The sequence below is a fragment of the Staphylococcus sp. ACRSN genome, from assembly GCF_022346615.1.
Lineage (GTDB): Bacteria > Bacillota > Bacilli > Staphylococcales > Staphylococcaceae > Staphylococcus.
Genome location: NZ_JAKRNS010000003.1, coordinates 1 through 25,811 on the forward strand (window position 1 = coordinate 1; position 25,811 = coordinate 25,811).

Here is a 25,811-nt window from a genome sequence, read left to right on the forward strand (position 1 = left end):
TGATAGATACCACTTAAAGTTAGTATAATTCCTAATTTTAAGTGGTGCTTTTTATTTTTATATTAAGTTTTGAACACTTATATGAAAGCGTTGTACTAATCGTATACATTTATAAAATAATAAAAATGTATTGGAAATAATTTGAGTTAGTGATAATATGTTTTAGTGTCATTTTCCACAAATTTAAAAAATATGTTTGGGATAAATTTCAGAATGATATAATTTTGATGAATATAAAACTTTGAATTTTGATGAAATATCTCAATGATAGATATTTCTGTAGTTATTTAATGCTAAAGTAAGTTAAATATTAGGGAATATGTTAATAAAAGCATGATTATTATAGTAATAGTCTAATTAATGGGAATAAGTATGTTATACATCGAAGTAACTGGGAAGTTATAAAAGTGAAATATAGATAATTAAAATTATGTCTCTTTGCAATTACGATATTTAAACTATTAAATACGAATAGGAGAGATGTTAATGGGGATACTATATAATGTGAAAAACTTATTGATTAAAAAGTTTGAATGTATAGATCTATATGACAAAGGTAATAAGATTGAAGTTGTTTTCAAGTATAAGAATTTTATATTACCAAAAGAACAAGGATTTGAGTTAAGAATACAAAATAAGAAAGCAGATGCAACGTTTAGAAAATCGAAATTAAATCATTTGATAATGGAAATAAATAAGCATGATTTAGTATTTCAAGAATATGAACCTTTTCTAAAACTAAATTTGTATTATAACAATGAAAAATTGTGGGTTAAAAATATATCGGAAAATGAACTTTACTTATCATTAGATAATGCATTGTGTAAATATCAAATTGGTAAAGATATGTTTATCAAAAAGGTGAATGAATCGTTTCAATTTAAGGATAAACATGTAAAGTGTCAAGCATATATTGAGGGCTCAAATTTAATATTTAAAACAAATAAGAAAATTGAATTTGAGCAACTATTATTAGTAAAAGAAGCGGAAAATAAATTAATTGATTTAAAGCAAATAGGAGATTCACAATTTACTATACCGATTGATAATATAGAATCTTTAGTTATGCAAGATTTTGATAGACTATTTTTAATAAAGAGTGATATTGCCCATAGAGTTAATTTTACAGGGAATTATGAATTTAATCTATATCATTATCATATTGAAATTAATGATAATAAATTTTATGTATTTCATAAAATTTTAAATGTTTCTAATATGATTATTAATGAAGCGCCAGATAAGACAGGATATCTAATTAAAATAGACAAATCGGCATCTAAAGTTATAAGTGAGTTTGAAAATTTAGTACTAATGAATAATGAGAATCATATTATTGAAAAATATCCACTGAAGCGGTTAGGTAACCAACTTACATCGAAGATACCTTTCAGTTCACTTACTAATACAGCTGAAAAAAAGAAGTTATATATTGAAGGAATTGAAGATGATGGTGAAACAAAAAGAAGCGTTATCTATAGTATAAGAGAACAAAACAATGATAGGGTCTTATATCAGTCTAATATCAGTATTAATAACCAATACTATTTATTGGATTTTAATTCAAAAAAAGGGATAGAGCTATTGTATAAAAAGCCATTTTTTAAAAATGGGATAAATTATATAAAAGATGAAAAAATTAATTTCTTTGTTAAAGCTGATGATTTATATTCACATTGTACTTTTACATTATCTTTTGAAGATAGATATACAAATGATTATATTGAATATCAAATTGATGTAGGCGAAACTGAGCTAAAGTTAGATTATGAAACAATTGATCAAGTTATTTCAAAATCTAAGACTGTTATTGATTTATTTATTAATGTTAAAGAAGACGATACTATTGTTAGAAAAGAAAAAATTCGATATAGAACTGTTAAATATAAGAAAGATGCATTTTTCTCTCAATATATTTTTGATACAAATAATGAACGTGTGTTTTATCTAAGCACAATTACACCTTTCAAAAATATAAAATTAGAAAGATTTTCAATTACAAATGAACAAATGAGTGTTATGGATAACGAAAGCAAAGACAATAATATTTGGTTAATATCTGAAAGGTTTGATACAGCACAAGATAACGGCATTGTATTCTTCAATTGGTTACAGCAAAATACATCAGTTGAAGCGTATTATGTTATTGATTCGTATTCAGCAGATTATACTAAAATAAAAAATAATAAAAACGTATTGGAATTCGGATCATTAAAACATTTTGAAATTGCTAATAAAGCTAAGGTGCTGATTTCTACACATGATTTAGAAAATGTTTTACCATATAAACCAGCAAAAGGATTTTATGGATATGAAAACACGATTAAAGTGTTTTTACAGCACGGTGTGTTAGGACGCAAAAATGTGGAATATCATAAAGCCTTTTATGACTTACCCTTTGATATGTTCAACGTAAGTAGTGAAAATGAAAAACAAGATGTTGTTATGAATCAAATGGGGTATCAAGCTGAAAACGTTTATGTTACAGGGCTTTCAAGATTTGATGAATTACCAATTCGTGAAAATGGTAAAAAAATTAAAAAGATATTAATTATGCCTACTTGGAGAGATTGGTTAAATAGTGATATAGCTTTTGAAAATAGTGAATATTTACAAAGATATCTCAATTTGACAAAAAATAGAGAATTGAATCAATTAATAGAAAATAATGATATTGAAGTTAATTTTTATCCACATTATAGAGCGCAGCACTTCTTTAAATTATTTTTAACGAATAATCATATAAAAGTTAAATATGTAGAATTAGGAGAACAAACAGTTCAGTCATTGTTGATTGAACATGATTTACTTATAACGGATTATAGTAGTGTAAGTTTTGATTTTACTTATATGAATAAACCTGTTATTTTCTATCACTTTGATGTTAAACGCTTTTTTAGAAAGGGTATTTTAAGACCTATTCATGAGACTTTCTTAGGAGAAATTGTAAGTGATGAAACAAGTCTCGTTAAATTAATAGGTGATTATATTAAATCGAATAATGAAATTAAAGCCGTCAATAAGCAGTCAATTTTTGAAAATATCGATCAAGATAATAATAAGAGAATTTATGAAAATATTATAGAGCGATTAACAAAATACTAATCTATTTAAATAAATAGCTTGAGTAGTTTATCTGTTAAAAGGGAGCACATCGAAATCGACAAATTTCAATGCGCTCCCTTTATTTTCAAATAATGAAAGAGGAAAATCTATTAAGTGATATTTCAGCGTTACAGCTATTATAAAAAACAATTTTTAGTAGAATGTTTGAACTTCATGTATTAATATCAATGGATAAATATACATAGTGAATTTTTGAATTCACTTTAATGATAAGTAAAATACAGCAATTGTAGTGACTCGAAAACTTGTTGAATTTAAAGTGATTTCATTGAAAATAAGTATTAACTTTTAAAAAATATAAAGTATGCGCTTTATTTCAAATTTCCAACAATATTTTCGTATCAAAATTAAGTATTATATAGTAAAACACCACAATTTATTAAATAGAAACAAATTGTGGTGTTTTATAAAAATTCATAAAAATATTACTATAAGTAAATTATTAAATTAAAATTGTGCTTGGATTGTATATTTGAATGTATAATTAAACAGTTGTCTAAGGTTTAATTATAATAATATTAAAGTCTATGAAAATACAATGGTTTTATTGCCTTCTGTTACAATAACTTTATGTTGTACATGTAGTTCTACAGCTTGTGCTAATACACGCGATTCAACATGGCGACCAATTTTGCGTAAATCCTTCACATTATATCTATGGTTGATACGTGTGACATCTTGATCAATAATTGGTCCTTCATCTAAGTCAGAAGTAACATAGTGACTCGTTGCACCTACAAGTTTAACACCACGATCCCATGCTTGTTTATATGGATTAGCACCGATAAAGGATGGTAAGAATGAATGGTGGATGTTAATAATTTGATTTGGATAGTGGCTTACAAAATTATCAGTTAAGATTTGCATATATTTTGCCAAAACAATAAGTTCAACTTCATGTTTAGCACAAATATCTAAGATGTTTTGTTCAACTTCAGATTTTGGATTCTTACTTGGAACATGATAAAAAGGAATATTAAACGCATTTGCAAAGTGTTTATTATTTTCATGATTACTTACAACACACACGATTTCAGCTGGAATTTCTCCACGTTGTATACGTAATAATACTTCGTTAAACGCATGGTCTTCTTTTGATACAAATAAAGCAATTTTAGTTTTTTTACTATTATCAAATAATTCAAACTCAATATTATTGTCTTCTAATTCTTTTTCTAGTGCATCTTTTACCGTATCAACTTTTTCAAATTCAAATCTTAAATATAATTTTCCTTCTGTATCTTGATCACTATCATATTCTGTAAAATGATCAAGGTGTAGGATATTAGAATTATGTTTAGCGATTATGTTAGTGATTAAAGATGTGATACCAACCTTATCAGAACATGTTGCTAGTAATATGTATTTATCTTTCATTTATATGGACACCTCAAATTTTAAAAGTAATTCAAATTATAATGAAGATTCTGAATAAAGTAAATCAATATAATTATATTTAACAATTTTTAAATTAAATAAGTTTTTAACTGTACGAAACAAGGTTAAATAAGCTATAATGATTATGCTCTTTTTACTTCAAAAAGGTAAAAAGTAACCAAGGATACTTTAATACATATATTATTGATACGCTTACACAACTATAATTCACAAAAGATTATGCCTTATTGCTAATATGATTGATTATTTTGATAATTTCGCCAATAATTAAAAACAATGAAAATTTCATTTCACTCTTTTATTTTATTAAAAATTGTATTAAGATGTAATTTGTGTTTCAAGAAGCGTGTATTTTTGCAATTTCTTGTGTCCGGATAAAATATTCTTTTTATGAAAGGTAGATTAAAGTAATGGATAGACAGACTTTTACAGATTTAATTCAAACAAAATTTAAAATGGTTCGTATCGAAGCAGGTTATACGCAAGATACAATGGCTCAAACTATAGGTCTTTCAAAGAAGACATTAGTTCAAATAGAAAAAGAGAGAGTATTACCTAACTGGACAACATGTGTGTCAATTTGTGCATTATTTAGAGATTCAGATGTATTAAATAGTACATTTGGTTGTGATCCATTAGAAATGGTACAAACAATTTCACGTAATCACTGTGCATATCCAAATCACTCAACTACTAGTGATATATATTGGAATACTATAGATAGTAGAAATGGCTTTATCTTACAAAGTAACAAAGTAAGTGATATTTATCGTGTACTAAATAAAGAAACGCAACCTATTTTTGGTACTTCAAAAATGAGAGAAGCGGAAACATATTTCGGTAGAATTTCTAAAGAAGAGTTAATGCACGTATAGATTGCATTGGAAAAGTGATAGAAGAATCATTATTTATATGATTTAGTTTTAATAAAAGTAAGTGTTTAAATTATATTTGAATGATTTAGTCACTATATTGTAAATTTGACCTAAACAATGATTTAGGTCTTTTTTATTTATTATAAAAATAAAAGCGGTGTTTTATTTCAGGAAATAGTATTATGCTACACAATTAGGTACGGTATGTTATACAATATGATAATAGTTTTAATATGAGTAATATTTTAAAAGTTAAATTAAAGGAGTTAATGTAAATGCATGCATTTTTGATCATAGTATTTATGATGGTTATAGGTGCGCTAATTGGTGGTGTAACTAATGTAATAGCAGTTAGAATGTTATTCCATCCATTTAAAACATACTATATATTTAAAAAAAGAGTTCCATTCACGCCAGGACTTATTCCTAAGCGAAGAGGGGAAATTGCTGATAAAATAGGACAAGTTGTTGAAGAACATTTACTTACTGAGTCAGTTTTCAAATCTAAATTGAACGAACCATCTTCAAAAGAAACAATAGAAGCGTTAATACAACAACAAATTGCAAAATTAAAGGAAGATTCAAGTACAATTCAATATTTTTCGAGCAAATTAGATATTGATGTAACAGGATTTACAAATGATAAATTGCAGCAACTCATTTCTAATAATTTAGATAAATTCTATGTAGAACATAAGGAACAATCAATTCAGAGTATTTTACCTTATGAAATAGAGCAATCATTAGATCATAAAGTTGGATTAGTTCCAGATTTATTATTTAAAAGAGCACGAGTATATTTACAATCAGACAAAGGTGCTACGGATATTGCATCGATGCTTGATACGTTTTTTCAAGAAAAAGGTAAAATAGTCGGCTTATTACAAATGTTTATGACTAAAGAAAGTATTGCTGAACGTATCCAACATGAATTGATTAGATTGACTGAACATCCAAAAGCCAAAAGTATAGCGACACAAGTTATTGAAAGTGAATATGAAACTATGAAAGCTAAATCATTATCTGAAGTCGTAAGTGAATCTCAGTTCAATACAATTAAGTCGTCAGTGAATGAACTTGCAGTTAGTTATCTAGCAATGGACCAAAAATCAAACCAACCTTTAAAACAATTAATGCCAGGGTTTATAACTTTTTTAGAAAATAAAGTTGCAAAAAAACTTACAAACATTATTATTGAAAATGCATCAGAGCATTTGTCGCCAATTATGAAGAAGATAAATTTGAGACAATTAGTCGAAGAACAAATTAATACATTTGATTTAGATTATATTGAGAAATTAATTATTGATATTGCAAATAAAGAATTAAAATTAATCATGTTATTAGGATTTTTATTAGGAGGAATTATAGGCTTATTACAAGGCGTAATTGCTATCTTTGTATAACATATTAAATTATGTTATTGTAGTACCGATGTGGTTTTAACACATAAACACAAAAGGAGTGAAGCAGAATGGCAGTAAATTTACACGATCATGCTAATCAATTAGAACAAGCTTTAAGAGAAAGTGATGAATACAAAGCAATTCAAAACGCTTATGCTAAAGTTAAAGAAAATCAAGAATCAAAAGACTTATTTGACGAGTTCCGTGAAACTCAATTAAGCTTCCAACAAAAACAAATGCAAGGTGAAGAAATCGGTGAAGAAGAGCTACAAAAAGCACAAGAACAAGCTCAAAAAATCGAAAATGATTCTAATATTTCTGAATTAATGGCTGCAGAACAAAATATGAGCCAAGTATTCCAAGAAATCAACCAAATCATTGTTAAACCTTTAGACGAAATCTACGCTGACTAATTTTTAGTCAATGTAGAAGTGATTTCTAAATTAAGGGTAGGAGATTTAATCTTCTGACTCAAGTATAAAACGGCAATTTCTATTTAAATAGAAATTGCCGTTTTGTACGTTAATTTAGAAGATTACTCTGTATATTAAGAATAAAGTTTGAACTAGTACCACCTTAGGACTAATCATGTTTTGTTTATGTAATGAAATAAGGTACGAAATAATAGTGATTTATGAATTTGAATAAGTATTTTTAAAGTGTATATATTTTTGTACCTTATGTGTTTTATCGACTGATGCTTTATCTATGTGGTAAAATATAAAGATACTAGGTGGTGCCATGTATGTATTTTAATAAAGCTATTTTTACTTATAAAATAGAAAAATAGTTATGCATACATAACTACAAATAACCTTTCGATAAAGGAGAACATATATCATATGGTTAAATTTATTCATTGTGCTGATTTACATTTAGATAGCCCTTTTAAATCTAGAAGTTATTTGAGTCAGTCTATATTTGAAGATATGCAAAATAGTGCTTACGAAAGCTTTAAAAAAATTATAGATTTAGCATTGAATGAAGAAGTTGATTTTCTGATTATATCTGGAGATTTGTTTGATCAAGAAAATCGTACGTTACGTGCGGAAGTTTTTCTTAAAGAACAATTTAATAGATTAGCAAAAGAGCAAATTTTTGTGTATATATGTCATGGTAATCATGATCCGTTGTCTGTAAATATCGGTACAGAATGGCCTGATAATGTATCTGTGTTTTCAGAGAATGTTGAAACATACCAAACGATTACAAAAGGCGGGGAAGAAATATTCCTACATGGGTTTAGTTATCAAAATGATGCAAGCTATGAAAATAAGATAGATGCATATCCTTCTAGCCAAGGACAAAAAGGTATACATATTGGTATCTTACATGGAACTTATAGTAAAACAGCTGCTAAAGATCGATATACAGAGTTTAGATTAGAAGATTTAAACAGTAAATTATATCATTACTGGGCGTTGGGACATATACATGAAAGACAAGAATTAAGTGATATGCCACAAATACATTATCCTGGTAATATTCAAGGAAGACACTTTAAAGAACTAGGAGAAAAAGGTTGTTTATTAGTAGAAGGAAACAATTTAAAATTAAATGTAAACTTCATACCTACACAATTTATCCGTTTTGAAAAAGCTACTATAGAAACTGATAAAACAACAAAACAAGGTATATTTGAAGCTATTCAAACATTTAAAGATAAAGTGCGGAAAAATGGCAAGTCCATTTATCAACTTACTGTTGAACTGACTACGGATCAAAACATAACTGATCAAGACTTAATTCAAGTTAAAGAGATGATTAGTGATTATGAAGAAAATGAACATCAATTTGTTTTTGTAGAAGATTTAATTGTCAGAAATAAATTTGATGAACAAAATACGTTAGTAAATGAATTTGCATCAGAGCTAATTGAGGATAATAGTATATTTGATCAAGCAATGAATGATTTATATCTAAATCCTAAAGCTTCAAAATACCTTGAAAATTATAGCGACTTTGATAGACGGAAATTGATTGAACACGCTGAGCTGTTATTAAAGTCAGATTTGAGGGGAGAATAATATGAAAATAAAATCGTTAGAAATATATGGATATGGTCGTTTTGTTGAAAGAAAAGTTGAATTTGATGAACATTTTACTGAGATTTATGGTGAAAATGAAACTGGTAAATCAACAATTCAAGCATTTATACATTCAATATTATTCGGATTCCCTACTAAAAAAGAAAATAAACCACGTTTAGAACCACGTTTAGGTAATCAGTACGGTGGAAAACTTACTTTAATACAAGATGATGGATCTCTAGTTGAAGTGGAACGTATTAAAGGTAGTGCTGTAGGTGATGTGAAGGTTTATTTACCTAATGGTATGATAAAAGATGAAGCATGGTTGAAAAAAGAATTAAATTATATATCTAAACGTACATATCAAGGTATTTTTTCATTTGATGTTCTTGGATTACAAGATATTCATAAAAAAATGGATGAAACACAATTGCAAAATTACTTATTGCAAGCTGGAGCCCTTGGTTCTACAGAATTCACGAGTATGAGAGAACTGGTAAATGAAAAAAAGGATATCTTATATAAGAAAAGTGGTCGCAACCCTATAATCAATCAACAGATTGAACAATTAAGGGAATTAGAAACTGAAATCAGAGAAGAAGAGTCTAAGTTGACGAATTATAAACGTTTTGTTGACGATAAAGATAAGTCGGAACGTAGACTAAATCATTTAAAACAAAATTTAACACAACTTTCAAAGATGCATGATCAAAAACAAAAAGAATTAGCTTTACATGACCAAACACAAGAGTGGAAATCTTTAGAATCCGATTTAAATATAGAGCCTATTCAATTTCCTGAACAAGGTATAGATAGATATGAGTCGGCTAAATTACAAACTCAAAATCTTAAAAGAGATATTGGGTTACGTAAGGAAAAATTAGCGCATTTGAAGGCAGAAAATGAAAATATACATTTGCCAAAGCAAAATGATTTAGATGCTTTTAATCATATTCAGCAACAAGAAAATGAAATTAAACAAAAGGAATATGAACTAAAAGCATTAGAAAAAGAAATTAAAGATAAAGAGCGAGAGAAATCTGGTCTAAAGTCAAATATTGGTTGGCAAGATGTACATCATCATGTAGATAGTTCTGAAGCTATGAAAAGTCATGTCAGCAATCAAATTAAGAACAAGCAAGAACAAACTGCCGTTCTTCAACAATTAGAACGCAATATTGAGGAAAATAAAATCGATAAGGACACAAATGATGCAGAGATGAATGCATTAGAAGCTGATATTGTCCCAGAAGAGAATTTTGAAAAAAAGAAACAATATAATAAAAGAGTATTTGAACTTCAAGAGAAAAATAATTTATATCAAAAAATGAAAGAAGCATTTGATATAGAGCAACGTGAAAATGAAAAAAGACAAAATATGTTCCGTGTGAGCTTAATTGTATTAGCAATTATAGGTGTCGCATTAACTATTTTTTCATTTATCTCATCCAGTATTATATTCGCAATTATATTTGCAATTTTATCAATAGTATTTATAATTGGTATTTTTATGGTTAGAACAAAAGAGGTAGGTCACAGCGAAACTTTCACTAAAGAAATTGATGATTTGCAACATAAAATTAAACATTTAGAAGACAATTATGATTTGGATTTTGATTTAGACGATCAATATAGAATTCGTGAACAATTTCAAAATGCAATAAAAACGAAAGAGGCATTAGACAAAAAGTCTAGTTATTTAACGAATAATCTACAACAAGCTAAACAAAACTATCAAATTGCTGACGATAATTTAAACAAAGTCAAAGCAGATTTATACTTGTCAGACAAAATGTCGGATGAATTAATAATTGATAGTATTGGTACGATGAATAAAATCAAAGACAACGATACACTTGTAAATGAATTGTCAGAACAAGCACGTCGACTTCATGAAGAAATCACAGCGTTTTATAATCATGCGAAAGAAGTTACTAAAAATCAATTTACCTATGCGAGTGATTTATCACTATTCCATGATGTACGTCAATGGTTAAAAGAAGCAACCAACAATTTAGATAAATGGAACAGAAATGATGAGCAAGTAAAATTGATTGAAAGTGAACTATCACAACTTCAAAATCGTTTAGCTGAAAATAACAATGTGATAGATCAGCTTTTTGATTTTGTTAAAGTCAATGATGAAGAATCTTACTACCAACATCATGTTCAATATCGAACATTCCAACAAAAAATGTCACGTTTCAATGATTTATCTAAATATCTTGAAAATCAAAACTATTCATATGACTTAAGTTCTAAGTTGAGTGAAAAGACAGCTGCACAATTACAAGAAGAAGATGAAATTTTATCAAAACAAGTAGATGATTATAATGATCAGTACTTAGAAATGCAGGCTGAAGTAAGTGACTTGAATGCAAAAATAACGGATATGGAAACAGATAAGACTTTAGCTGACTTACGTCATAAATTCCATATACTAAAAAATAAAGTGAATGATGAAGCGAAAGATTGGGCAAGCTTAAGCTACTTACAATCTTTAGTAGAAGGGCACATCAAACAAATAAAAGATAAACGTCTACCACAAGTGATAAATGAAGCGACCGATATTTTTAGCCACTTAACAAACGGTCATTATGTTCAGGTAACATATGCTAATGATGAATTAATGGTTAAACAATACAATGGACAAATGTACGAACCTGTCGAACTAAGTCAATCAACAAAAGAAATATTATACATCGCACTAAGACTTAGTTTGATAAAAATTTTAAAACCGTATTATCCATTTCCAATTATCATAGACGATGCATTTGTTCATTTTGATAAGCGAAGAAAAGAAATCATGATGAATTATTTAAGACAAATGCCTTCGAATTATCAAATGTTGTATTTTACTTGTGTCAAAGATACAAGTGTGCCTTCAAAACAAATAATTACATTAAATAAATATGAGGAAGGCGGTAAATAATGAGAAATGTTGAGAAATTAAATCCAGGTGATTCTGTTGATCACTTTTTTCTAATTCATAAAGCAACACAAGGTGTTACAGCACAAGGTAAAGATTACATGACACTGTATCTTCAAGATAAGAGTGGAGATATCGAAGCAAAATTATGGACAGTAACTAAAGAAGATATGCAAGTATTAGAACCAGAAAAAATTGTACATGTACAAGGCGATGTTATTAATTATCGCGGAAGAAAACAAATGAAAATAAATAAAATTAAACTTGCAACGCCAGAAGATAATTATAAGCCATATGATTTTATTGACGGCGCACCGCTTACTCCAGATGAGATTCAAGATGAAATTTCTCACTTTATGTTAGAAATTGAAAATGCCAGTCTACAACGCATTACGAGACATCTGATACGTAAATATCAAGAGGCATTTTTCACATTTCCAGCTGCAAGTACGCATCACCATAATTTCTCTAGTGGTTTGAGTTATCATGTCTTAACAATGTTACGCGTGGCAAAATCAATTTGTGATATTTATCCTTTACTAAACCGCAGTCTGTTATATAGTTCAATTATTTTACATGACTTGGGTAAAGTTAAAGAACTAAGTGGTCCTGTGGCAACATCTTATACAGTTGAAGGTAACTTGCTAGGTCATATTTCTATAGCTAGTGATGAAGTAGCTGAAGCTGCTAGGGAATTAAAAATTGATGGTGAAGAAGTTATGCTATTGAGACATATGATATTAGCACATCACGGCAAGATGGAATTTGGATCACCGAAATTACCACATTTAAAAGAAGCAGAAATTTTATTCTTTATAGATAATATCGATGCAAAAATGAATATGTTTGAAAAAGCATATAAAAAGACGGATAAAGGTCAATTTACTGAACGTATCTTTGGTTTAGAAGGGCGCCAGTTCTATAATCCGAAATCCGTAGATTAATTGCTAAATAAAGAATCTAAGACATAAAGTACTCGGACAAATATAAAAAGGCAATTTCTATTGAAATAATATAGAAATTGCCTTTTTCAATATTATTTTGAATATGGTTAGGTCGTTGAGCCATATTATTACTCTTTATACATTAGGCACCTCGTTAATTTAGTAGTGTTTATTAAATTATACGAAGGATCTTATTTTTGTATTTTAATGTAAAATTCCATATTTATATAATTTATTTTAGCGAGACTCTTGAGGAAATTGGACAAGCCGAAGACTACAAACTAAAGCTGTCCCATAAAAAAGCGAGATAACAATACGATGTAGTGAATAAAAAATCCCCAGATAAATTGAAATAATTCAATATATCTGAGGGATTTTTATCTGGCATATATGTCCTAGACGCATTTAGTTTATTAAATAAACTGCTAAATGTTCAACTATGATTAAAAAAAGAGTATGATCATATTTCCGTATGATAGAATAATTCTAGTTTATTGTTTAAATCAATTGTAGCGTTGTTCATAATTGTTTCTTCAGACAGTATAGCGGTGCCTTCAGCACGTACAATATCAAAATGGTTAAATGCCATTATTTCTTCAAACATAGCTTTTAAATAACTATAAGAAAACTCAAGTGCTGTATAGCGATCATTGTTTGTATAAACAGAACCACTCGATTGTAATAATAAAGCTTTATAATCATCATCCATTAACCCTACAGAGCCATCTTTAGTATATTTAAATGTTTCCCTAGCAATAAGAATATTGTCCATATAATCTTTTAACTTCGAAGTGATATTAAAGTTATGCATTGGCATAACGATTACGATTCGGTGATGGTCTTTAAACTGTGATATTAAACCTTTCCAAATTTTAAATAAACGTTGTTCATTTTCATTTAATAATTCTTGATTGTTATCTTTATTCCAAATATTGAACAATTGCTTTGTATTTAATTTTGGTATTTCAATTTCGTATAAATTGATTATATTAATTTCGGAGGAAGGGTGTAACCTGTTAACTTGATTTAAGAATAGAGATTGTAATTTAGAAGAATAAGTATCTCTATTTTCATAATTTGGATGTGCATTTACGATTAAAGTTTTCATTTTTGTGTGCTCCTTCAATATTTGATAAGCTTAGTATAATATTTATAGGTGTCATTTTGTGAAACCATTGAAGGAGAAATTTTATGAAAAAAGCAGAAAGACTAAATATGGAATTAATCTTTTTAAGAGATAAAACAACGTTCCATTTAAAAGATCTTATGAATGAATTTAATATATCAAAAAGCACGGCTATTCGAGATATTAAGGATTTAGAGTCAATGGGGTTAGCACTATATGTAGAAAGTGGCAGATTCGGTGGTTATAAAATACTTACACAAAATTTATTAACACCTGTCTACTTTAATGATAATGAAATACTTGCGATTTTTTATGCGCTTAAATCAATGAATGCCCTAACGACGACACCTTTTGAAAAAACATATACACAAATTAATGAAAAGTTATATGCTACAATTTCAGACCATTTAATGAAAGATATATCTCAAACTTTAAATTATATTCATTATCACAGTGTGTCACCTGTTAAACACACGCCATATCTATCATCTATTTTAAATGCTATAAAGAATAATCAAATCATCTCAATTACATATTCACAATATGAACGTGAATTATATGATAGTATACAAGTTTATGAACTATTTTACAGAAGCGGTATATGGTTTTTTAGTGGTATAAATTTAAATACGCAAGCGTGGGGAATATTCCGATCTGATTATATTGATGATTTACAAATTAATGATAATGCTGAAATTAAATATACACGACAACAATTATCAAAATTTGAAGAACATTACGAGTCAGAATATCACGATATTGCTTTTAAATGTGAATTGACAGCGTTTGGTGTTGAATTATTTTTGAAAAAATCGTATCCTAATATGACTTTGGAGTATATAGATAATAAACCCTATATTGTTGGTGGTTATAATCAGTCTGAATTTCAATATATGATTGATTATCTTATTTCTTTAGGAGAAAATGTGAAAATTATTTATCCTAATAAATTAATAAATGGTTATTTAAATAAGGTACGGTCGTTAATTAACAAGTATGAATAATAAACTTTTAAAATTATATTGTACCGATTTTGCAACGTAATGACACATGGAGCGTATGTGTACAGTATTACAGGATCGAACCATATTCTAGATCTAGACTGTACTACGTTCAACATTATAATATTGTAAATATAAAAGCGAGCTAATCATAATAGATTAGCTCGCTTATTTTGAATAGGCAAATTATTGTATTTAAACTTGAAACTAAAAACTACTGACCAGTCGACATGCTAGAACCACTTTGTTGCATAGCTTGTTGCTGTTGTTGCTGTTGTTGTTGCTGTTTAATCTTATCAGGGTCTAGAATTGAGTCTTCAATTGCTTTCTTAATATCTCTATCTTTATAATCTACTTTATATTCATCAAGTAACTCTTTATAAGCATCAGTTAATAATTTAGGCTCTTTTTGTACTTTTTGTTGGATGAATTGTGATTTTAATTTAGATTTTTGTTTATCGAAGTCTGATTCTTTATCAGCTTTAATGATGTGATAACCATAGTCGGTCTTAACTACATTAGATACTTTGCCTTCTTTCAATTTGAATAGGGCTTTTTCAAATGTACTATCCATTTGACCTTTAATAACATAACCTAGGCTACCATCTTTTTTAGCTGATGATGTATCTTTAGATTCTTTTTTCGCAATTTCACCAAATTTATCTGGATTTTTAGAAACTTCTTTTTGAATTTCTTCAGCTTTAGCTTTGGCTTTCTTATCTGAAAGACCTTCTTTATCATCTTTATTTTCTTTAACTTTTATTAAGATGTGAGAGGCTTTCTTAGTATCCTTTTTAATATCTTTATCAGAGATATCTACTTTGTCATTTAACAATGCTTTTTGATAAGCTTGCAGTTTCTTCTGCTCTTTGTAATCGTCAAGAGACATTTTTTGTTGTTTTAACATGCTTTCAAATTGGTCTTTACCACCATATTGCTTTTGTTCTTTTTCTACTTCTTTGTCAATATCTTTAGTATCAACTTTGTCTTTGTATTTGTCGGCTAATAATTTATTTAGCAATATAGAGAATGAACTGTTCGCAATTTGTTCATCACCTAATTTATTCATGACATCTTCGACTTTAACGTCACCAGCTTTAGAAGAAATAATTGTATCATCTTTAGAATCTGTAGCACTATTACCACAAGCACCCAGTAGCAATGCACTTGCTGTAATTGGAAGTAAAACTTTTTTAAATGATTTCATAGTTGGAAACTCCTTTTGTAATAATAACAACGTAAATATAACATATTATCTATTATACACCAATTAGAAACATCAATTATAGGACTATAGTACTAGGTAAGAGGATGAATAAAAAAGCGGGGAACAAATATATTTGAATATGAATCATTTTTACAATAAATAAAATGGAATAAGATAACATAATAATTATCATATTAGGTTGCTCAGATAGGATGTATAATAATTTATTTTGCAAGTTGAGATAAAAAAGAACAGGCTAGGAGAATAAAATATCTCGGCCTGTTCCATCATACCCTTAATAGGTAGAAAAATAATTTTAGAAAAAATAAAAATCTGTCTCACTTTTTAATAAATGATATTAAATGCTCATTAGCTAACGTAAAAAATTATTGTAAATTCTGATTGATTTCAACTTTATTTAATATATTTATGCCAGTTTGGTGTTCTTCGATAAATTTACCTTCATTTGAAAATAAAATAATTTTTAAATATAGAAAATCCATTACAGAATACCCCATGTTTAAAGCTATAATGAACATCAGATAATGTCCATATTGTGGAAATATAGAACTGATATATGCGCAAGTAGGGGTTACTAGTAGTACTGGTGTCATTAAATCAAAACAAAAATAATACTTATTAACCGGAGTGCTGACATACGTATTATAAAAAGGAATATACTTCCCTCTAACAAGTTTATATTTACGAAATGATTTATAATAAGGGAACAAAAAGGCTAAATGAATGGCCTTATGAATTGGATATAAAAATAACACGAAAATTAAGAATACAATAAAGTGATTATCAGTTAATTTTGTATCTGAAAAAAAGTACAAAATTTCATAAGCGATTAAAAATGTGATAATTGTAGTTACAATACTTAGAAAAGCAATTCTAGGTAATCCAAAACGTGCATTTATATCAATTTGTCTAGAGCACAAATACATAAAACACCATACTCCTTTTAATTAATAAGAACTGTTAATATACTTCCGTATTATCTATCTTAATATTCTAAACGTCAAGCTAAATTTTCACTGTTTAATTCATTAATTAACCTAAATAATTGCTTGTATAAAAGTAACTAAATTTAAAAAAACTTACTCCATAAAAAAGAGTAAGTTTTTTAATAATTATTATTTACAGGTAAGCCTAAAATAAGAGTTATTTATCGCTTTCAAATGTCTTGCTAATTTCTTCACCACGATTTTGAAGGTTTTCAATGTGGGATTGTAGACGTTTAATATTAGGATCAATGTCTGATTTGAAATCACCAATCATTGTTTTTACTTCATCGCCGATAGAGCTACCAAATTCTGTACTTTCTGATTTGATTTGAGAAACATAATTCATAATATCATTGACACTTTGTTTGATAGAATTTACTTCTCTATTTAGTTCCGATTCAGCGCCAGTTGGTTTTCTAGTTTGGGCATTTAATTCAATCGACTCTTTTTTATCACGATTCATTAATGCAACACCAAGACCAGTTGCAACACCAGCACTAATTCCTAATAAAATTTGAGCTGTTTTCATAAAAATTCTCCTCATTTCTAAATATCTCTTATTCATTATCATTTTTTATATACCCATTATACTATGCGGTAAGCATGTTTAGTTGAATTGAGCAGTGATTTCTTGTGCAATTTTTGCTTTCTGCTGATCATCGATACTATCTTCATGTGTTGTCCACTTATAGCCAAAACCATCAACATCATTTTCATACCTAGGTAATAGATGGAAATGAAGGTGAAAAACAGATTGATCGGCAAATTCACCATTATTTTGTATAATATTTAATCCATCAGGGTTAAATGCATTTTTGATTGCATTTGCAACTTTAGGGAGTGCCACTCCTATATGTTTCATAGTTTCTTCATCTGTTTCGAAAATATTTGCAGATACCTTTTTGGGTACTAATAAAGTGTGACCTTTAGTTACTTGTGAAATATCTAAAAAAGCATAAACATAATCATCTTCATATACTTTATGGCTAGGAATTTCGCCATTTATAATTTTGCTAAAGATTGTTTCTGACATAAATCTTCACTCCTTCAACGATAGTTAATGCCTATTATAGCATTAGTAGTTTCTTTCCGTCATTTAACATTAGTAAATTTATGAAGAAGACGTATTTTTTGATACAATATAATTATTGGAGGTGCCTCATGACTGTAAAAGTGAAAAATTTAACGGGTGGCTATGGAAAAAGACCTGTAATTAAAAATATGAATTTTGAATTAAAAAAAGGGGAAATTGTAGGCCTTATAGGACTTAATGGTGCGGGCAAAAGTACTACGATTAAACATATGCTCGGCTTATTAACACCAATGGAAGGTGAACTGTCGATTTCTGATATAGATATTAATGAAGATGTTGAAAACTATAGACGTAAATTATCATATATTCCTGAATCACCAGTTATATATGAAGAATTAACACTACAAGAACATATTAATATGACCGCAATGGCATATGATATTGATAGAGAAGTAGCGATGGAACGCGCGACACCACTCTTAAGAACATTTCGTCTTGAAAATGAATTGAACATTTTCCCGAGCCATTTTTCTAAAGGGATGAAGCAAAAAGTAATGATAATTTGTGCTTTTATAGTTGATCCTGAATTATATATTATAGATGAACCGTTCTTAGGGTTAGATCCACTTGGGATTCAATCTATGTTAGATTTAATGGTTGATAAAAAAGAAGAGGGTAGAACCGTTTTAATGAGTACACATATCTTAGCAACTGCTGAGCGCTATTGTGATAGATTTTTAATTATGGATAAAGGTGAACGTGTAGCTTTTGGAAATTTAGAAGAGTTAAGAGAACAAACAGGTCTTTATGGTAAGACTTTAGACGAAATATATATTCATGTTACACAAGGTGGTCAAGATAGATGACCTCAAATGCAAAACAATTATTTATACAACGTAAACGAGAAATAACGAAAGAAAAACAATATTATAATAAATTTATTTTCAATGGTCACTTTTCTGTTTTTCTTGTTATATTACTTGGTGCTTTTATAATGGGATATGCTGGTTGGTTACAACAGATTCCAAAGGGTATAAATTATGCCTTGATTGCTAGTATAGTTATGGCAATTATTTCTATATTTCCTATTCGAACATTGTTAAAAGATGCAGATAGATTATTTTTATTACCATTCGAAAAACATATGACAGAATATATGAAACAAAGTTTACGATATAGCTATTTTTCGAGAATTATTTTACAAATTTTGATGATAATCGTTTTGTTTCCTTTATTCTACGTGTTGAATAATCAAAAAATTGGTTATTATATCTTATTTACGATATTGGCAATATTATTGCCAATGCTTGGACTTATTTTAAAATGGTTGTGGTATAAATATAAACTTGAAAGTTGGTCTTTATACTTATTGCTATTTATAATATTTAGTTCAAGTTATTATGTTGCGTTAGGAGCGAAACATTTTTCTAGCATCACTTCTGTCTTTATACTTGTTGGTTTGATTATATTACTACGGTCTATTAGTGATAAACAATTATTCCCATGGGAGAAGTTAATACAATTAGAAAAACAACATCACATGAATTATTATAAGTTTGTAAATATGTTTACAGATGTTAAACACCTGAAAGAAACAGCTGTGAGACGAAGCTATTTAGATCCTGTATTACGTACTCCGAAAAAGAAAAAATTTAATGCACATTATATGTATTTATATTTATTTGTGCGAAGTTTTGCGAGAGGAAAAGATGCGTTTCACATTATACTTCGGTTGGTAGTTATTGCGGCAATATTAATTGTATGGCTACAACAACCAATTGTTACCTTAATTATAGGAAGTCTGTTTATGTATATTATATTACTGCAAATGGCACAGTTTTATACTCAACAAGCATACGGACTATGGCCGCAAGTTTGGCCAGTTTCAGATAGCAAAGTGATAAAAGGGTATGAACAATTCTTACATCGATTAATGTTTATTGTAGGTATTGTATTATTAGTAATCTATTTAATAGTTAATCCAGCTTTTGGCTTTGCTGGTATATTGTTTTTCCTAGTTGGTTGGTTAACTGTAAATAATGTTATTAAGAAACTAAAATATCAAGAATCGCTTCTAAGAGACTAAAAAAAGAGAAACAACAATACAAAGTATTATAAATAAATAACCAGTAAATGAAATAAAACTCATTTACTGGTTATTTTTCTAGGATTTATGACCCAGATTTACTTTCATTTTAAAATTTAATTATCTTCAATAGGAAATAAATAACGTTCAAAGTAACTTGAATGTTGGCCGCTAGAGCCAAAAAATTGACTTAAAGCAAGTTTGTCGAAGTTATCCTTAAATACTGAAGACTCTTTGAAATCTTCATAAGCAATTCTACTTTCAAACCCAAAATAGATTTTATAAGTCAATCCTTGCTCAGGCTTTAAGAAACGATAACTACGATAACCAGCGTATTGGTTGAAATCTGTAGAAATATTTTCTAATTTTTTCTCCAATTGATATGCATGATCGTCAGAAGTTGGTACAAATATAACTGAAAAGAAATGGTCTTTGTCTAGTTCGCCTTCTGATTTCAACACATCATATACTAATGGTTGCTTTAACACTGATTGTTCTTCTGTTTCTTCTATTATTACGGAAGAATCAGATGCTGAAAATTGTAATAACTTGTGATCAGGATTGTTAAGTCTTATTTGATTTAAATAACCAAACGTACCATATGATGCATAAACTTTCATGAGATTTTCCCCCTTGCTTTGTTTTACAATATAATAGGAATACAATAGTTTTTATATACTTCTATCTATTTTCCCAAATAATTATAAAATATGCTTAGATAACATTATAATTGATTTTCAATAGAAAACAATAGTCAAATGATTGATACTTAGTTTAGCGTTGATTTGAATTTTTTATGACATTTAAGCACAAAGAAATACTTACCATAATTCAATATGGTATTATAGATAAGAATGATTACAATGTAGGAGGGCATTAAGGTGCATAACAAAAACAATACAATATTAAATATGATAAATGGTGAAAATGTCACTCATACACCAGTGTGGTTTATGCGTCAAGCAGGAAGGTCACAACCTGAATACCGAAAATTGAAAGAGAAATACTCCTTGTTCGAGATAACGCACCAACCAGAACTATGTGCATACGTTACGCACTTACCTGTAGATAATTATAATACAGATGCTGCAGTACTATATAAAGATATAATGACTCCTTTACAACCTATCGGGGTAGATGTAGAAATACAATCAGGAATTGGCCCAGTCATTCATAATCCTATTAAAAATATTCAAGATGTTGAAAAATTAGGTATGATTGATCCGAAACGTGATGTACCTTATGTTTTGGACACAATTAAATTACTTACTGAAGAAAAGTTGAATGTACCGTTAATAGGTTTTACAGGTGCACCCTTTACACTTGCAAGTTATATGATTGAAGGTGGTCCATCAAAAAATTATAACTTTACCAAAGCAATGATGTATCGAGATGAAGCAACGTGGTTTGCGCTTATGGATCATTTAGTATCAATGTCAATCACCTATGTATCTGCTCAGATTGAAGCGGGAGCAGAGTTGATACAAGTATTTGATTCATGGGTTGGCGCATTGAATGTCCAAGATTATCGTTATTATATCAAACCAGCAATGGAAAAATTAATCACTGGCATTAAGGCACAACACAATGTGCCTGTTATATTATTTGGCGTAGGAGCAAGCCATTTAATTAATGAATGGAATGATCTTCCTATTGACGTTTTGGGATTAGATTGGAGACTTTCAATTAATGAAGCACATCAAATGAATATTAATAAGACATTACAAGGTAATCTAGATCCTTCAATTTTACTAGCGCCATGGCATGTAATCGAAGAAAGATTAAAACCGATTTTAGATCAAGGTCTAAGCCACGGAAAGCATATATTTAATTTAGGGCATGGTGTATTCCCGCAAGTTGAACCTGAGACATTGAAAAAGGTTACTCAATTTGTTCATCGATATACACAAAGATAGTACGACATAAAATAATACTAGCAAGAGAAACAATTAATTATGTCATGACCATCTATAAATATAATACAAAAGGATGATTTTAAAATGGCAAAAAGAATAGGCTTATTAGTTATGGCGTATGGTACTCCATATCAAGAAAGTGATATTGAAGCTTATTATACTGATATTAGACATGGTAAAAAGCCAACCGATGAAGAGCTACAGGACTTGAAAGATAGATATAAATTTATCGGTGGGTTATCACCATTAGCGGGAACAACTAATAGACAAGCTGAAGCGCTGTGTGAAGCCTTAAATGAAGCTTGTACAGATGTGGAATTTAAATTATATATTGGGTTGAAGCATATACATCCATTTATTGAGGATGCAGTCCAAACAATGCATGAAGATGGAATTGAAGAAGCTGTAACCGTAGTGCTAGCACCACATTATTCTAGTTTCTCAGTAGGTTCATATAACAAACGTGCAGAAGCTGCAGCAGAACATTTGGATATTACGTTCAAGCATGTTGAACATTATTATGAACAACCTAAATTCATTCAATATTGGACTGAAAAAATCAATCAAACCCTTAATGAAATACCGGAAACAGAACATAAAGAAACAGTACTTGTAGTTTCTGCGCATAGTTTACCTAAGGGTTTAATTGAAAGAAATAATGATCCATACCCTCAAGAATTACACCATACTGCAGAATTATTACAAAGAAATTCTAATATTATAAATGTTGCAGAAGGTTGGCAGTCTGAAGGGAATACAGGTACACCTTGGTTAGGACCAGATGTTCAAGACTTAACGCGTTCATTATATAATGAATATGGCTATAAACATTTTATATACACACCAGTAGGTTTTGTATGTGAACATTTAGAAGTACTTTACGATAATGATTATGAATGTAAGGTTGTATGTGATGAGTTAGGTGTTGGTTATTATCGTCCAACTATGCCAAATACAGATCCATTATTTATTGGAGCGATTGTAGACGAAATTAAAAAAGTTTTTTAAAGGAAGCGTGAAATACTGTGAGTAAAAATATTGCAATTATTGGTGCTGGTATCACGGGTTTATCTAGTGCATACTTTATCAAAAAACAACATCCAGAATGTTCTGTGACAATATACGAATCATCAAATCGAGCAGGAGGTAAGATTCAAACTTATCGTAAAGATGGTTATACAATTGAATTAGGTCCTGAATCTTATCTAGGAAGAAAACAAATAATGACTGATATTGCAATTGATATAGGTTTAGGTGATGAACTTGTAACTAACCAAACAGGCCAGTCTTATATTTATGCTAAAAACAAGTTATATCCGATTCCTGGGGGTTCAATATTAGGTATTCCTACAGATATAAAGCCCTTTTTAAAAACTAAATTAATTTCTCCACTAGGCAAGTTACGCGCTGGTAAAGATTTATTTAAACCTTCAATAGAAATAGAAAATGATATTTCTGTAGGAAAGTTCTTCCGCGAACGTTTGGGCGATGAAATACTAGAAAATTTAATAGAACCTTTAATGGGTGGTATTTATGGTACCAATATTGATGATTTGAGTTTAATGAGTACTTTCCCTGAGTTTAAGCAAAGAGAAGAAGAATTTGGTAGTCTCATTAAAGGAATGCGATATGAAAAGGAACAACGTCAAAAGCAACGACAATTGTACCCTGGTTCACCCAAAGGTCAATTTAAACAGTTTAGACATGGCTTAAATTCATTTATAGAAAATCTAACAGATTATGTAACCAAGCAAGGTGTTGAAATTAAATATAATACGCCAATATCTGAGATTAGAAAAAAACAAAAATCTTATGAGTTAATCAATGATGATAGTAATATATATCGACATGACGGTTTATTAATTACAACACCACATGAAACATTTACCAAGTGGTTTGAAAAAGACCCAGCATTTAATTACTTCAAATCAATGGATTCGACTTCTGTCGCTACTGTTGTATTAGCTTTTGACCAACATAATATAGAAAATATTTATGACGGTACTGGTTTTGTAATTGCGCGAACAAGCAATACAGATATTACTGCATGTACATGGACTACTAAGAAATGGCCATTTACAACTCCTGATGGAAAGGTATTAATCAGAGCATATATTGGGAAGCCTGGGGATACCGTAGTACAAGACCATACAGATGAAGAAATTGTATCTATAGTTAGAAAAGACTTAAGTCAAATGATGAAATTTAAAGGTGATCCAGATTTCAGTATTGTAAATCGATTGCCAAAGAGCATGCCGCAATATAAAGTAGGGCATATAGATAAAATCAAATCTATTCAAGCACATGTTAGAGAAACCTATCCACGATTACGAATTACAGGTGCCTCTTTTGAAGCGGTTGGTTTACCTGATTGCATTAGACAAGGTAAAGATGCAGTTGATGAATTGATTGATGAACTAGAATTATAATAATAAAAGTCATTTTTACTCTTTATTTTTAGAGTTTAAATGGCTTTTTAATTTCAAAATTTAAAAAAATATATAAATTATGAGATAATAGTAATTAAATAAAGTGTCTATTAGGATAATGTTTAAATAGAAACCTAAAAATATACCTTATAGAAATAGAAGTAGGGGGACTTTAGATGACAGATATTATAATAGTCCATTCACAATATGGAGATGCAACGAATCACTGGTATGAATGGTTGGCCAACAACTTAATATTAGAAGGGTATAAGGTGACATTGTTTAATATACCAATAGAAGAGCGGGATACTATAGATACATGGGTAAAAAGAATGAAAGAGCAAATCAATGTATGTAAATATGAGACATATTTTGTGACGCATGGTTTTGGTACATTAGCTACTTTAAAATACATTGAACAAACTCAATTGAATAAAATTGAAGGATTATTTAGCATCTCAGGGTTTAAAGAAGATGCACAAGATATTGATGAAAATATAGATTTAGATGTAACAATTGATTACGATCAAGTAAAGTCAAAAGTACAAGATTTTTATGGGTTATGTGCAGTTGATGATAAATATGTGAATTATAATGAAACAAAACGATTAATGGATACTTTAGGTGGTAAGTGCATGGTTTCTAATTATGGAGGTCATTTTTTAGAAACAGATGGATTTAACACATTTAATGCACTTCAATTGAAAATGCAGGCGATTATGTCGAAATAAAACATTATAAACTTAATTCAATTTATTTCATTTCAATCTATATATTACTTTATTGTATGATTTTTACGCAGTTGATATAAACAAAATTTACGATTTTGTTTGTGAAGAAAGCAGATTTTAATATAAATGCCTATAAAAATTGTATAAATAAGGAACTAAAATTAAAATTTTATCGTTATATTCCTTTTTTACACAAAATACTTTCTAGAAGTTGTTGACTATATGGCAAAAACTTTATATACTAAGAAAGTCTTAAGAGATAGGCGATGTCCAAACAACAATTATCGCATTTAATATTGAAGTTGTGATTAAGAAATTGTAAATTATTTTTAAAAAAGTATTGACAATAACTTAACAAACATGATATATTAGTTGGGTAGGCGTTATAAATAATATTAACGCGGGATGGAGCAGTTCGGTAGCTCGTCGGGCTCATAACCCGAAGGTCGGTGGTTCAAATCCGCCTCCCGCAATTACATAGTTTTTTGGTCCCGTAGTGTAGCGGTTAACACGCCTGCCTGTCACGCAGGAGATCGCGGGTTCGATTCCCGTCGGGACCGCCATTAC

21 protein-coding genes and 2 tRNA genes are annotated in these 25,811 nt (G+C 29.0%); 16 read left to right on the top strand and 7 right to left on the bottom strand.

Going from position 1 to position 25,811, the window contains the following annotated elements:
- Positions 1-486: 486 nt before the first annotated feature.
- Positions 487-3,105, top strand: a complete 2,619-nt coding sequence (locus MHZ36_RS03505; protein WP_239229648.1) for a CDP-glycerol glycerophosphotransferase family protein — start codon at positions 487-489, stop codon at positions 3,103-3,105.
- A gap of 546 nt (positions 3,106-3,651) precedes the next feature.
- Here MHZ36_RS03505 and purU read toward each other — a convergent pair.
- Positions 3,652-4,503, bottom strand: coding sequence for a formyltetrahydrofolate deformylase (purU, locus tag MHZ36_RS03510; protein WP_239229649.1), 852 nt, complete (start codon positions 4,501-4,503; stop codon positions 3,652-3,654).
- 431 nt (positions 4,504-4,934) lie between these two features.
- Here purU and xdrA point away from each other — a divergent pair, with 431 nt between their 5' ends.
- From xdrA to yhaM, 6 genes are all read left to right on the top strand, one after another.
- Entirely contained in the window at positions 4,935-5,399 is a 465-nt protein-coding gene (gene xdrA, locus MHZ36_RS03515; protein ID WP_239229651.1) for an XRE family transcriptional regulator XdrA, read from the top strand.
- Between the two features lie 275 nt (positions 5,400-5,674).
- Positions 5,675-6,805, top strand: a complete 1,131-nt coding sequence (locus MHZ36_RS03520; RefSeq protein WP_239229652.1) for a DUF445 domain-containing protein — start codon at positions 5,675-5,677, stop codon at positions 6,803-6,805.
- A 68-nt stretch (positions 6,806-6,873) separates the two neighbouring features.
- Positions 6,874-7,218, top strand: coding sequence for a YlbF/YmcA family competence regulator (locus tag MHZ36_RS03525; RefSeq protein ID WP_239229654.1), 345 nt, complete (start codon positions 6,874-6,876; stop codon positions 7,216-7,218).
- A gap of 429 nt (positions 7,219-7,647) precedes the next feature.
- Complete coding sequence (locus MHZ36_RS03530) at positions 7,648-8,832, top strand: metallophosphoesterase family protein (RefSeq protein ID WP_239229655.1); 1,185 nt, start codon at positions 7,648-7,650, stop codon at positions 8,830-8,832.
- Position 8,833: 1 nt separating this feature from the next.
- A complete protein-coding gene (locus MHZ36_RS03535) occupies positions 8,834-11,767 on the top strand; it encodes an ATP-binding protein (protein ID WP_239229657.1) in 2,934 nt (977 codons plus the stop codon).
- Complete coding sequence (gene yhaM / locus MHZ36_RS03540; RefSeq protein WP_239229659.1) at positions 11,767-12,708, top strand: 3'-5' exoribonuclease YhaM; 942 nt, start codon at positions 11,767-11,769, stop codon at positions 12,706-12,708. The genes MHZ36_RS03535 and yhaM overlap by 1 nt, the downstream gene beginning before the upstream one ends.
- Before the next feature lie 460 nt (positions 12,709-13,168).
- On the opposite strand, the gene MHZ36_RS03545 is transcribed toward yhaM, so the two are convergent.
- Entirely contained in the window at positions 13,169-13,816 is a 648-nt protein-coding gene (locus tag MHZ36_RS03545) for an FMN-dependent NADH-azoreductase (protein ID WP_239229661.1), read from the bottom strand.
- Positions 13,817-13,899: 83 nt separating this feature from the next.
- Here MHZ36_RS03545 and MHZ36_RS03550 point away from each other — a divergent pair, with 83 nt between their 5' ends.
- A complete protein-coding gene (locus tag MHZ36_RS03550) occupies positions 13,900-14,838 on the top strand; it encodes a helix-turn-helix transcriptional regulator (protein ID WP_239229663.1) in 939 nt (312 codons plus the stop codon).
- 211 nt (positions 14,839-15,049) lie between these two features.
- Here the strand turns inward: MHZ36_RS03550 and prsA are convergent, their stop codons facing one another.
- The 4 genes from prsA to MHZ36_RS03570 all read right to left on the bottom strand — a co-directional run bounded on the left by prsA (position 15,050) and on the right by MHZ36_RS03570 (position 18,082).
- On the bottom strand, positions 15,050-16,042 hold the full coding sequence (prsA, locus tag MHZ36_RS03555; RefSeq protein WP_239229665.1) for a peptidylprolyl isomerase PrsA: 993 nt from the start codon (positions 16,040-16,042) through the stop codon (positions 15,050-15,052).
- 386 nt (positions 16,043-16,428) lie between these two features.
- On the bottom strand, positions 16,429-16,989 hold the full coding sequence (locus MHZ36_RS03560; RefSeq protein ID WP_239229667.1) for a DUF3267 domain-containing protein: 561 nt from the start codon (positions 16,987-16,989) through the stop codon (positions 16,429-16,431).
- Positions 16,990-17,206: 217 nt separating this feature from the next.
- A complete protein-coding gene (locus MHZ36_RS03565; protein WP_239229668.1) occupies positions 17,207-17,578 on the bottom strand; it encodes a YtxH domain-containing protein in 372 nt (123 codons plus the stop codon).
- 78 nt (positions 17,579-17,656) lie between these two features.
- On the bottom strand, positions 17,657-18,082 hold the full coding sequence (locus tag MHZ36_RS03570; protein ID WP_239229670.1) for an HIT family protein: 426 nt from the start codon (positions 18,080-18,082) through the stop codon (positions 17,657-17,659).
- 128 nt (positions 18,083-18,210) lie between these two features.
- Between MHZ36_RS03570 and ecsA the strand changes: the two genes are divergently transcribed.
- Both ecsA and ecsB read left to right on the top strand, forming a co-directional pair.
- A complete protein-coding gene (ecsA, locus tag MHZ36_RS03575; RefSeq protein ID WP_239229671.1) occupies positions 18,211-18,948 on the top strand; it encodes an ABC transporter ATP-binding protein EcsA in 738 nt (245 codons plus the stop codon).
- Positions 18,945-20,168, top strand: coding sequence for an ABC transporter permease EcsB (ecsB, locus tag MHZ36_RS03580; protein WP_239229672.1), 1,224 nt, complete (start codon positions 18,945-18,947; stop codon positions 20,166-20,168). The genes ecsA and ecsB overlap by 4 nt, the downstream gene beginning before the upstream one ends.
- A 116-nt stretch (positions 20,169-20,284) precedes the next feature.
- Here the strand turns inward: ecsB and MHZ36_RS03585 are convergent, their stop codons facing one another.
- Complete coding sequence (locus MHZ36_RS03585) at positions 20,285-20,788, bottom strand: signal transduction protein TRAP (protein WP_239229673.1); 504 nt, start codon at positions 20,786-20,788, stop codon at positions 20,285-20,287.
- A 261-nt stretch (positions 20,789-21,049) separates the two neighbouring features.
- Here MHZ36_RS03585 and hemE point away from each other — a divergent pair, with 261 nt between their 5' ends.
- The 6 genes from hemE (at position 21,050) to MHZ36_RS03615 (ending at position 25,807) form a co-directional block, all read left to right on the top strand.
- Positions 21,050-22,084 (top strand): uroporphyrinogen decarboxylase, encoded by a 1,035-nt coding sequence (gene hemE / locus MHZ36_RS03590; RefSeq protein ID WP_343237198.1) that lies wholly within the window; start codon positions 21,050-21,052, stop codon positions 22,082-22,084.
- 84 nt (positions 22,085-22,168) lie between these two features.
- The gene (hemH, locus tag MHZ36_RS03595; RefSeq protein WP_239229674.1) at positions 22,169-23,092 is read left to right on the top strand and encodes a ferrochelatase; all 924 of its coding nucleotides are present in this window, start codon (positions 22,169-22,171) and stop codon (positions 23,090-23,092) included.
- 17 nt (positions 23,093-23,109) lie between these two features.
- Positions 23,110-24,513, top strand: a complete 1,404-nt coding sequence (gene hemY, locus MHZ36_RS03600) for a protoporphyrinogen oxidase (protein WP_239229675.1) — start codon at positions 23,110-23,112, stop codon at positions 24,511-24,513.
- 176 nt (positions 24,514-24,689) lie between these two features.
- On the top strand, positions 24,690-25,244 hold the full coding sequence (locus MHZ36_RS03605) for an alpha/beta hydrolase (protein ID WP_239229676.1): 555 nt from the start codon (positions 24,690-24,692) through the stop codon (positions 25,242-25,244).
- Between the two features lie 399 nt (positions 25,245-25,643).
- A tRNA-Met gene (locus MHZ36_RS03610) sits at positions 25,644-25,717 on the top strand.
- A 14-nt stretch (positions 25,718-25,731) separates the two neighbouring features.
- Positions 25,732-25,807, top strand: a tRNA-Asp gene (locus MHZ36_RS03615).
- The last annotated feature ends 4 nt before the right edge of the window (positions 25,808-25,811 follow it).

Excerpts from the sequence above, each read along its gene's own strand:
- MHZ36_RS03505 (WP_239229648.1), top strand. The coding sequence starts at position 487 with ATGGGGATACTATATAATGTGAAAAACTTATTGATTAAAAAGTTTGAA.
- purU (WP_239229649.1), bottom strand. The coding sequence starts at position 4,503 with ATGAAAGATAAATACATATTACTAGCAACATGTTCTGATAAGGTTGGT.
- xdrA (WP_239229651.1), top strand. The coding sequence starts at position 4,935 with ATGGATAGACAGACTTTTACAGATTTAATTCAAACAAAATTTAAAATG.
- MHZ36_RS03520 (WP_239229652.1), top strand. The coding sequence starts at position 5,675 with ATGCATGCATTTTTGATCATAGTATTTATGATGGTTATAGGTGCGCTA.
- MHZ36_RS03525 (WP_239229654.1), top strand. The coding sequence starts at position 6,874 with ATGGCAGTAAATTTACACGATCATGCTAATCAATTAGAACAAGCTTTA.
- MHZ36_RS03530 (WP_239229655.1), top strand. The coding sequence starts at position 7,648 with ATGGTTAAATTTATTCATTGTGCTGATTTACATTTAGATAGCCCTTTT.
- MHZ36_RS03535 (WP_239229657.1), top strand. The coding sequence starts at position 8,834 with ATGAAAATAAAATCGTTAGAAATATATGGATATGGTCGTTTTGTTGAA.
- yhaM (WP_239229659.1), top strand. The coding sequence starts at position 11,767 with ATGAGAAATGTTGAGAAATTAAATCCAGGTGATTCTGTTGATCACTTT.
- MHZ36_RS03545 (WP_239229661.1), bottom strand. The coding sequence starts at position 13,816 with ATGAAAACTTTAATCGTAAATGCACATCCAAATTATGAAAATAGAGAT.
- MHZ36_RS03550 (WP_239229663.1), top strand. The coding sequence starts at position 13,900 with ATGAAAAAAGCAGAAAGACTAAATATGGAATTAATCTTTTTAAGAGAT.
- prsA (WP_239229665.1), bottom strand. The coding sequence starts at position 16,042 with ATGAAATCATTTAAAAAAGTTTTACTTCCAATTACAGCAAGTGCATTG.
- MHZ36_RS03560 (WP_239229667.1), bottom strand. The coding sequence starts at position 16,989 with ATGTATTTGTGCTCTAGACAAATTGATATAAATGCACGTTTTGGATTA.
- MHZ36_RS03565 (WP_239229668.1), bottom strand. The coding sequence starts at position 17,578 with ATGAAAACAGCTCAAATTTTATTAGGAATTAGTGCTGGTGTTGCAACT.
- MHZ36_RS03570 (WP_239229670.1), bottom strand. The coding sequence starts at position 18,082 with ATGTCAGAAACAATCTTTAGCAAAATTATAAATGGCGAAATTCCTAGC.
- ecsA (WP_239229671.1), top strand. The coding sequence starts at position 18,211 with ATGACTGTAAAAGTGAAAAATTTAACGGGTGGCTATGGAAAAAGACCT.
- ecsB (WP_239229672.1), top strand. The coding sequence starts at position 18,945 with ATGACCTCAAATGCAAAACAATTATTTATACAACGTAAACGAGAAATA.
- MHZ36_RS03585 (WP_239229673.1), bottom strand. The coding sequence starts at position 20,788 with ATGAAAGTTTATGCATCATATGGTACGTTTGGTTATTTAAATCAAATA.
- hemH (WP_239229674.1), top strand. The coding sequence starts at position 22,169 with ATGGCAAAAAGAATAGGCTTATTAGTTATGGCGTATGGTACTCCATAT.
- MHZ36_RS03605 (WP_239229676.1), top strand. The coding sequence starts at position 24,690 with ATGACAGATATTATAATAGTCCATTCACAATATGGAGATGCAACGAAT.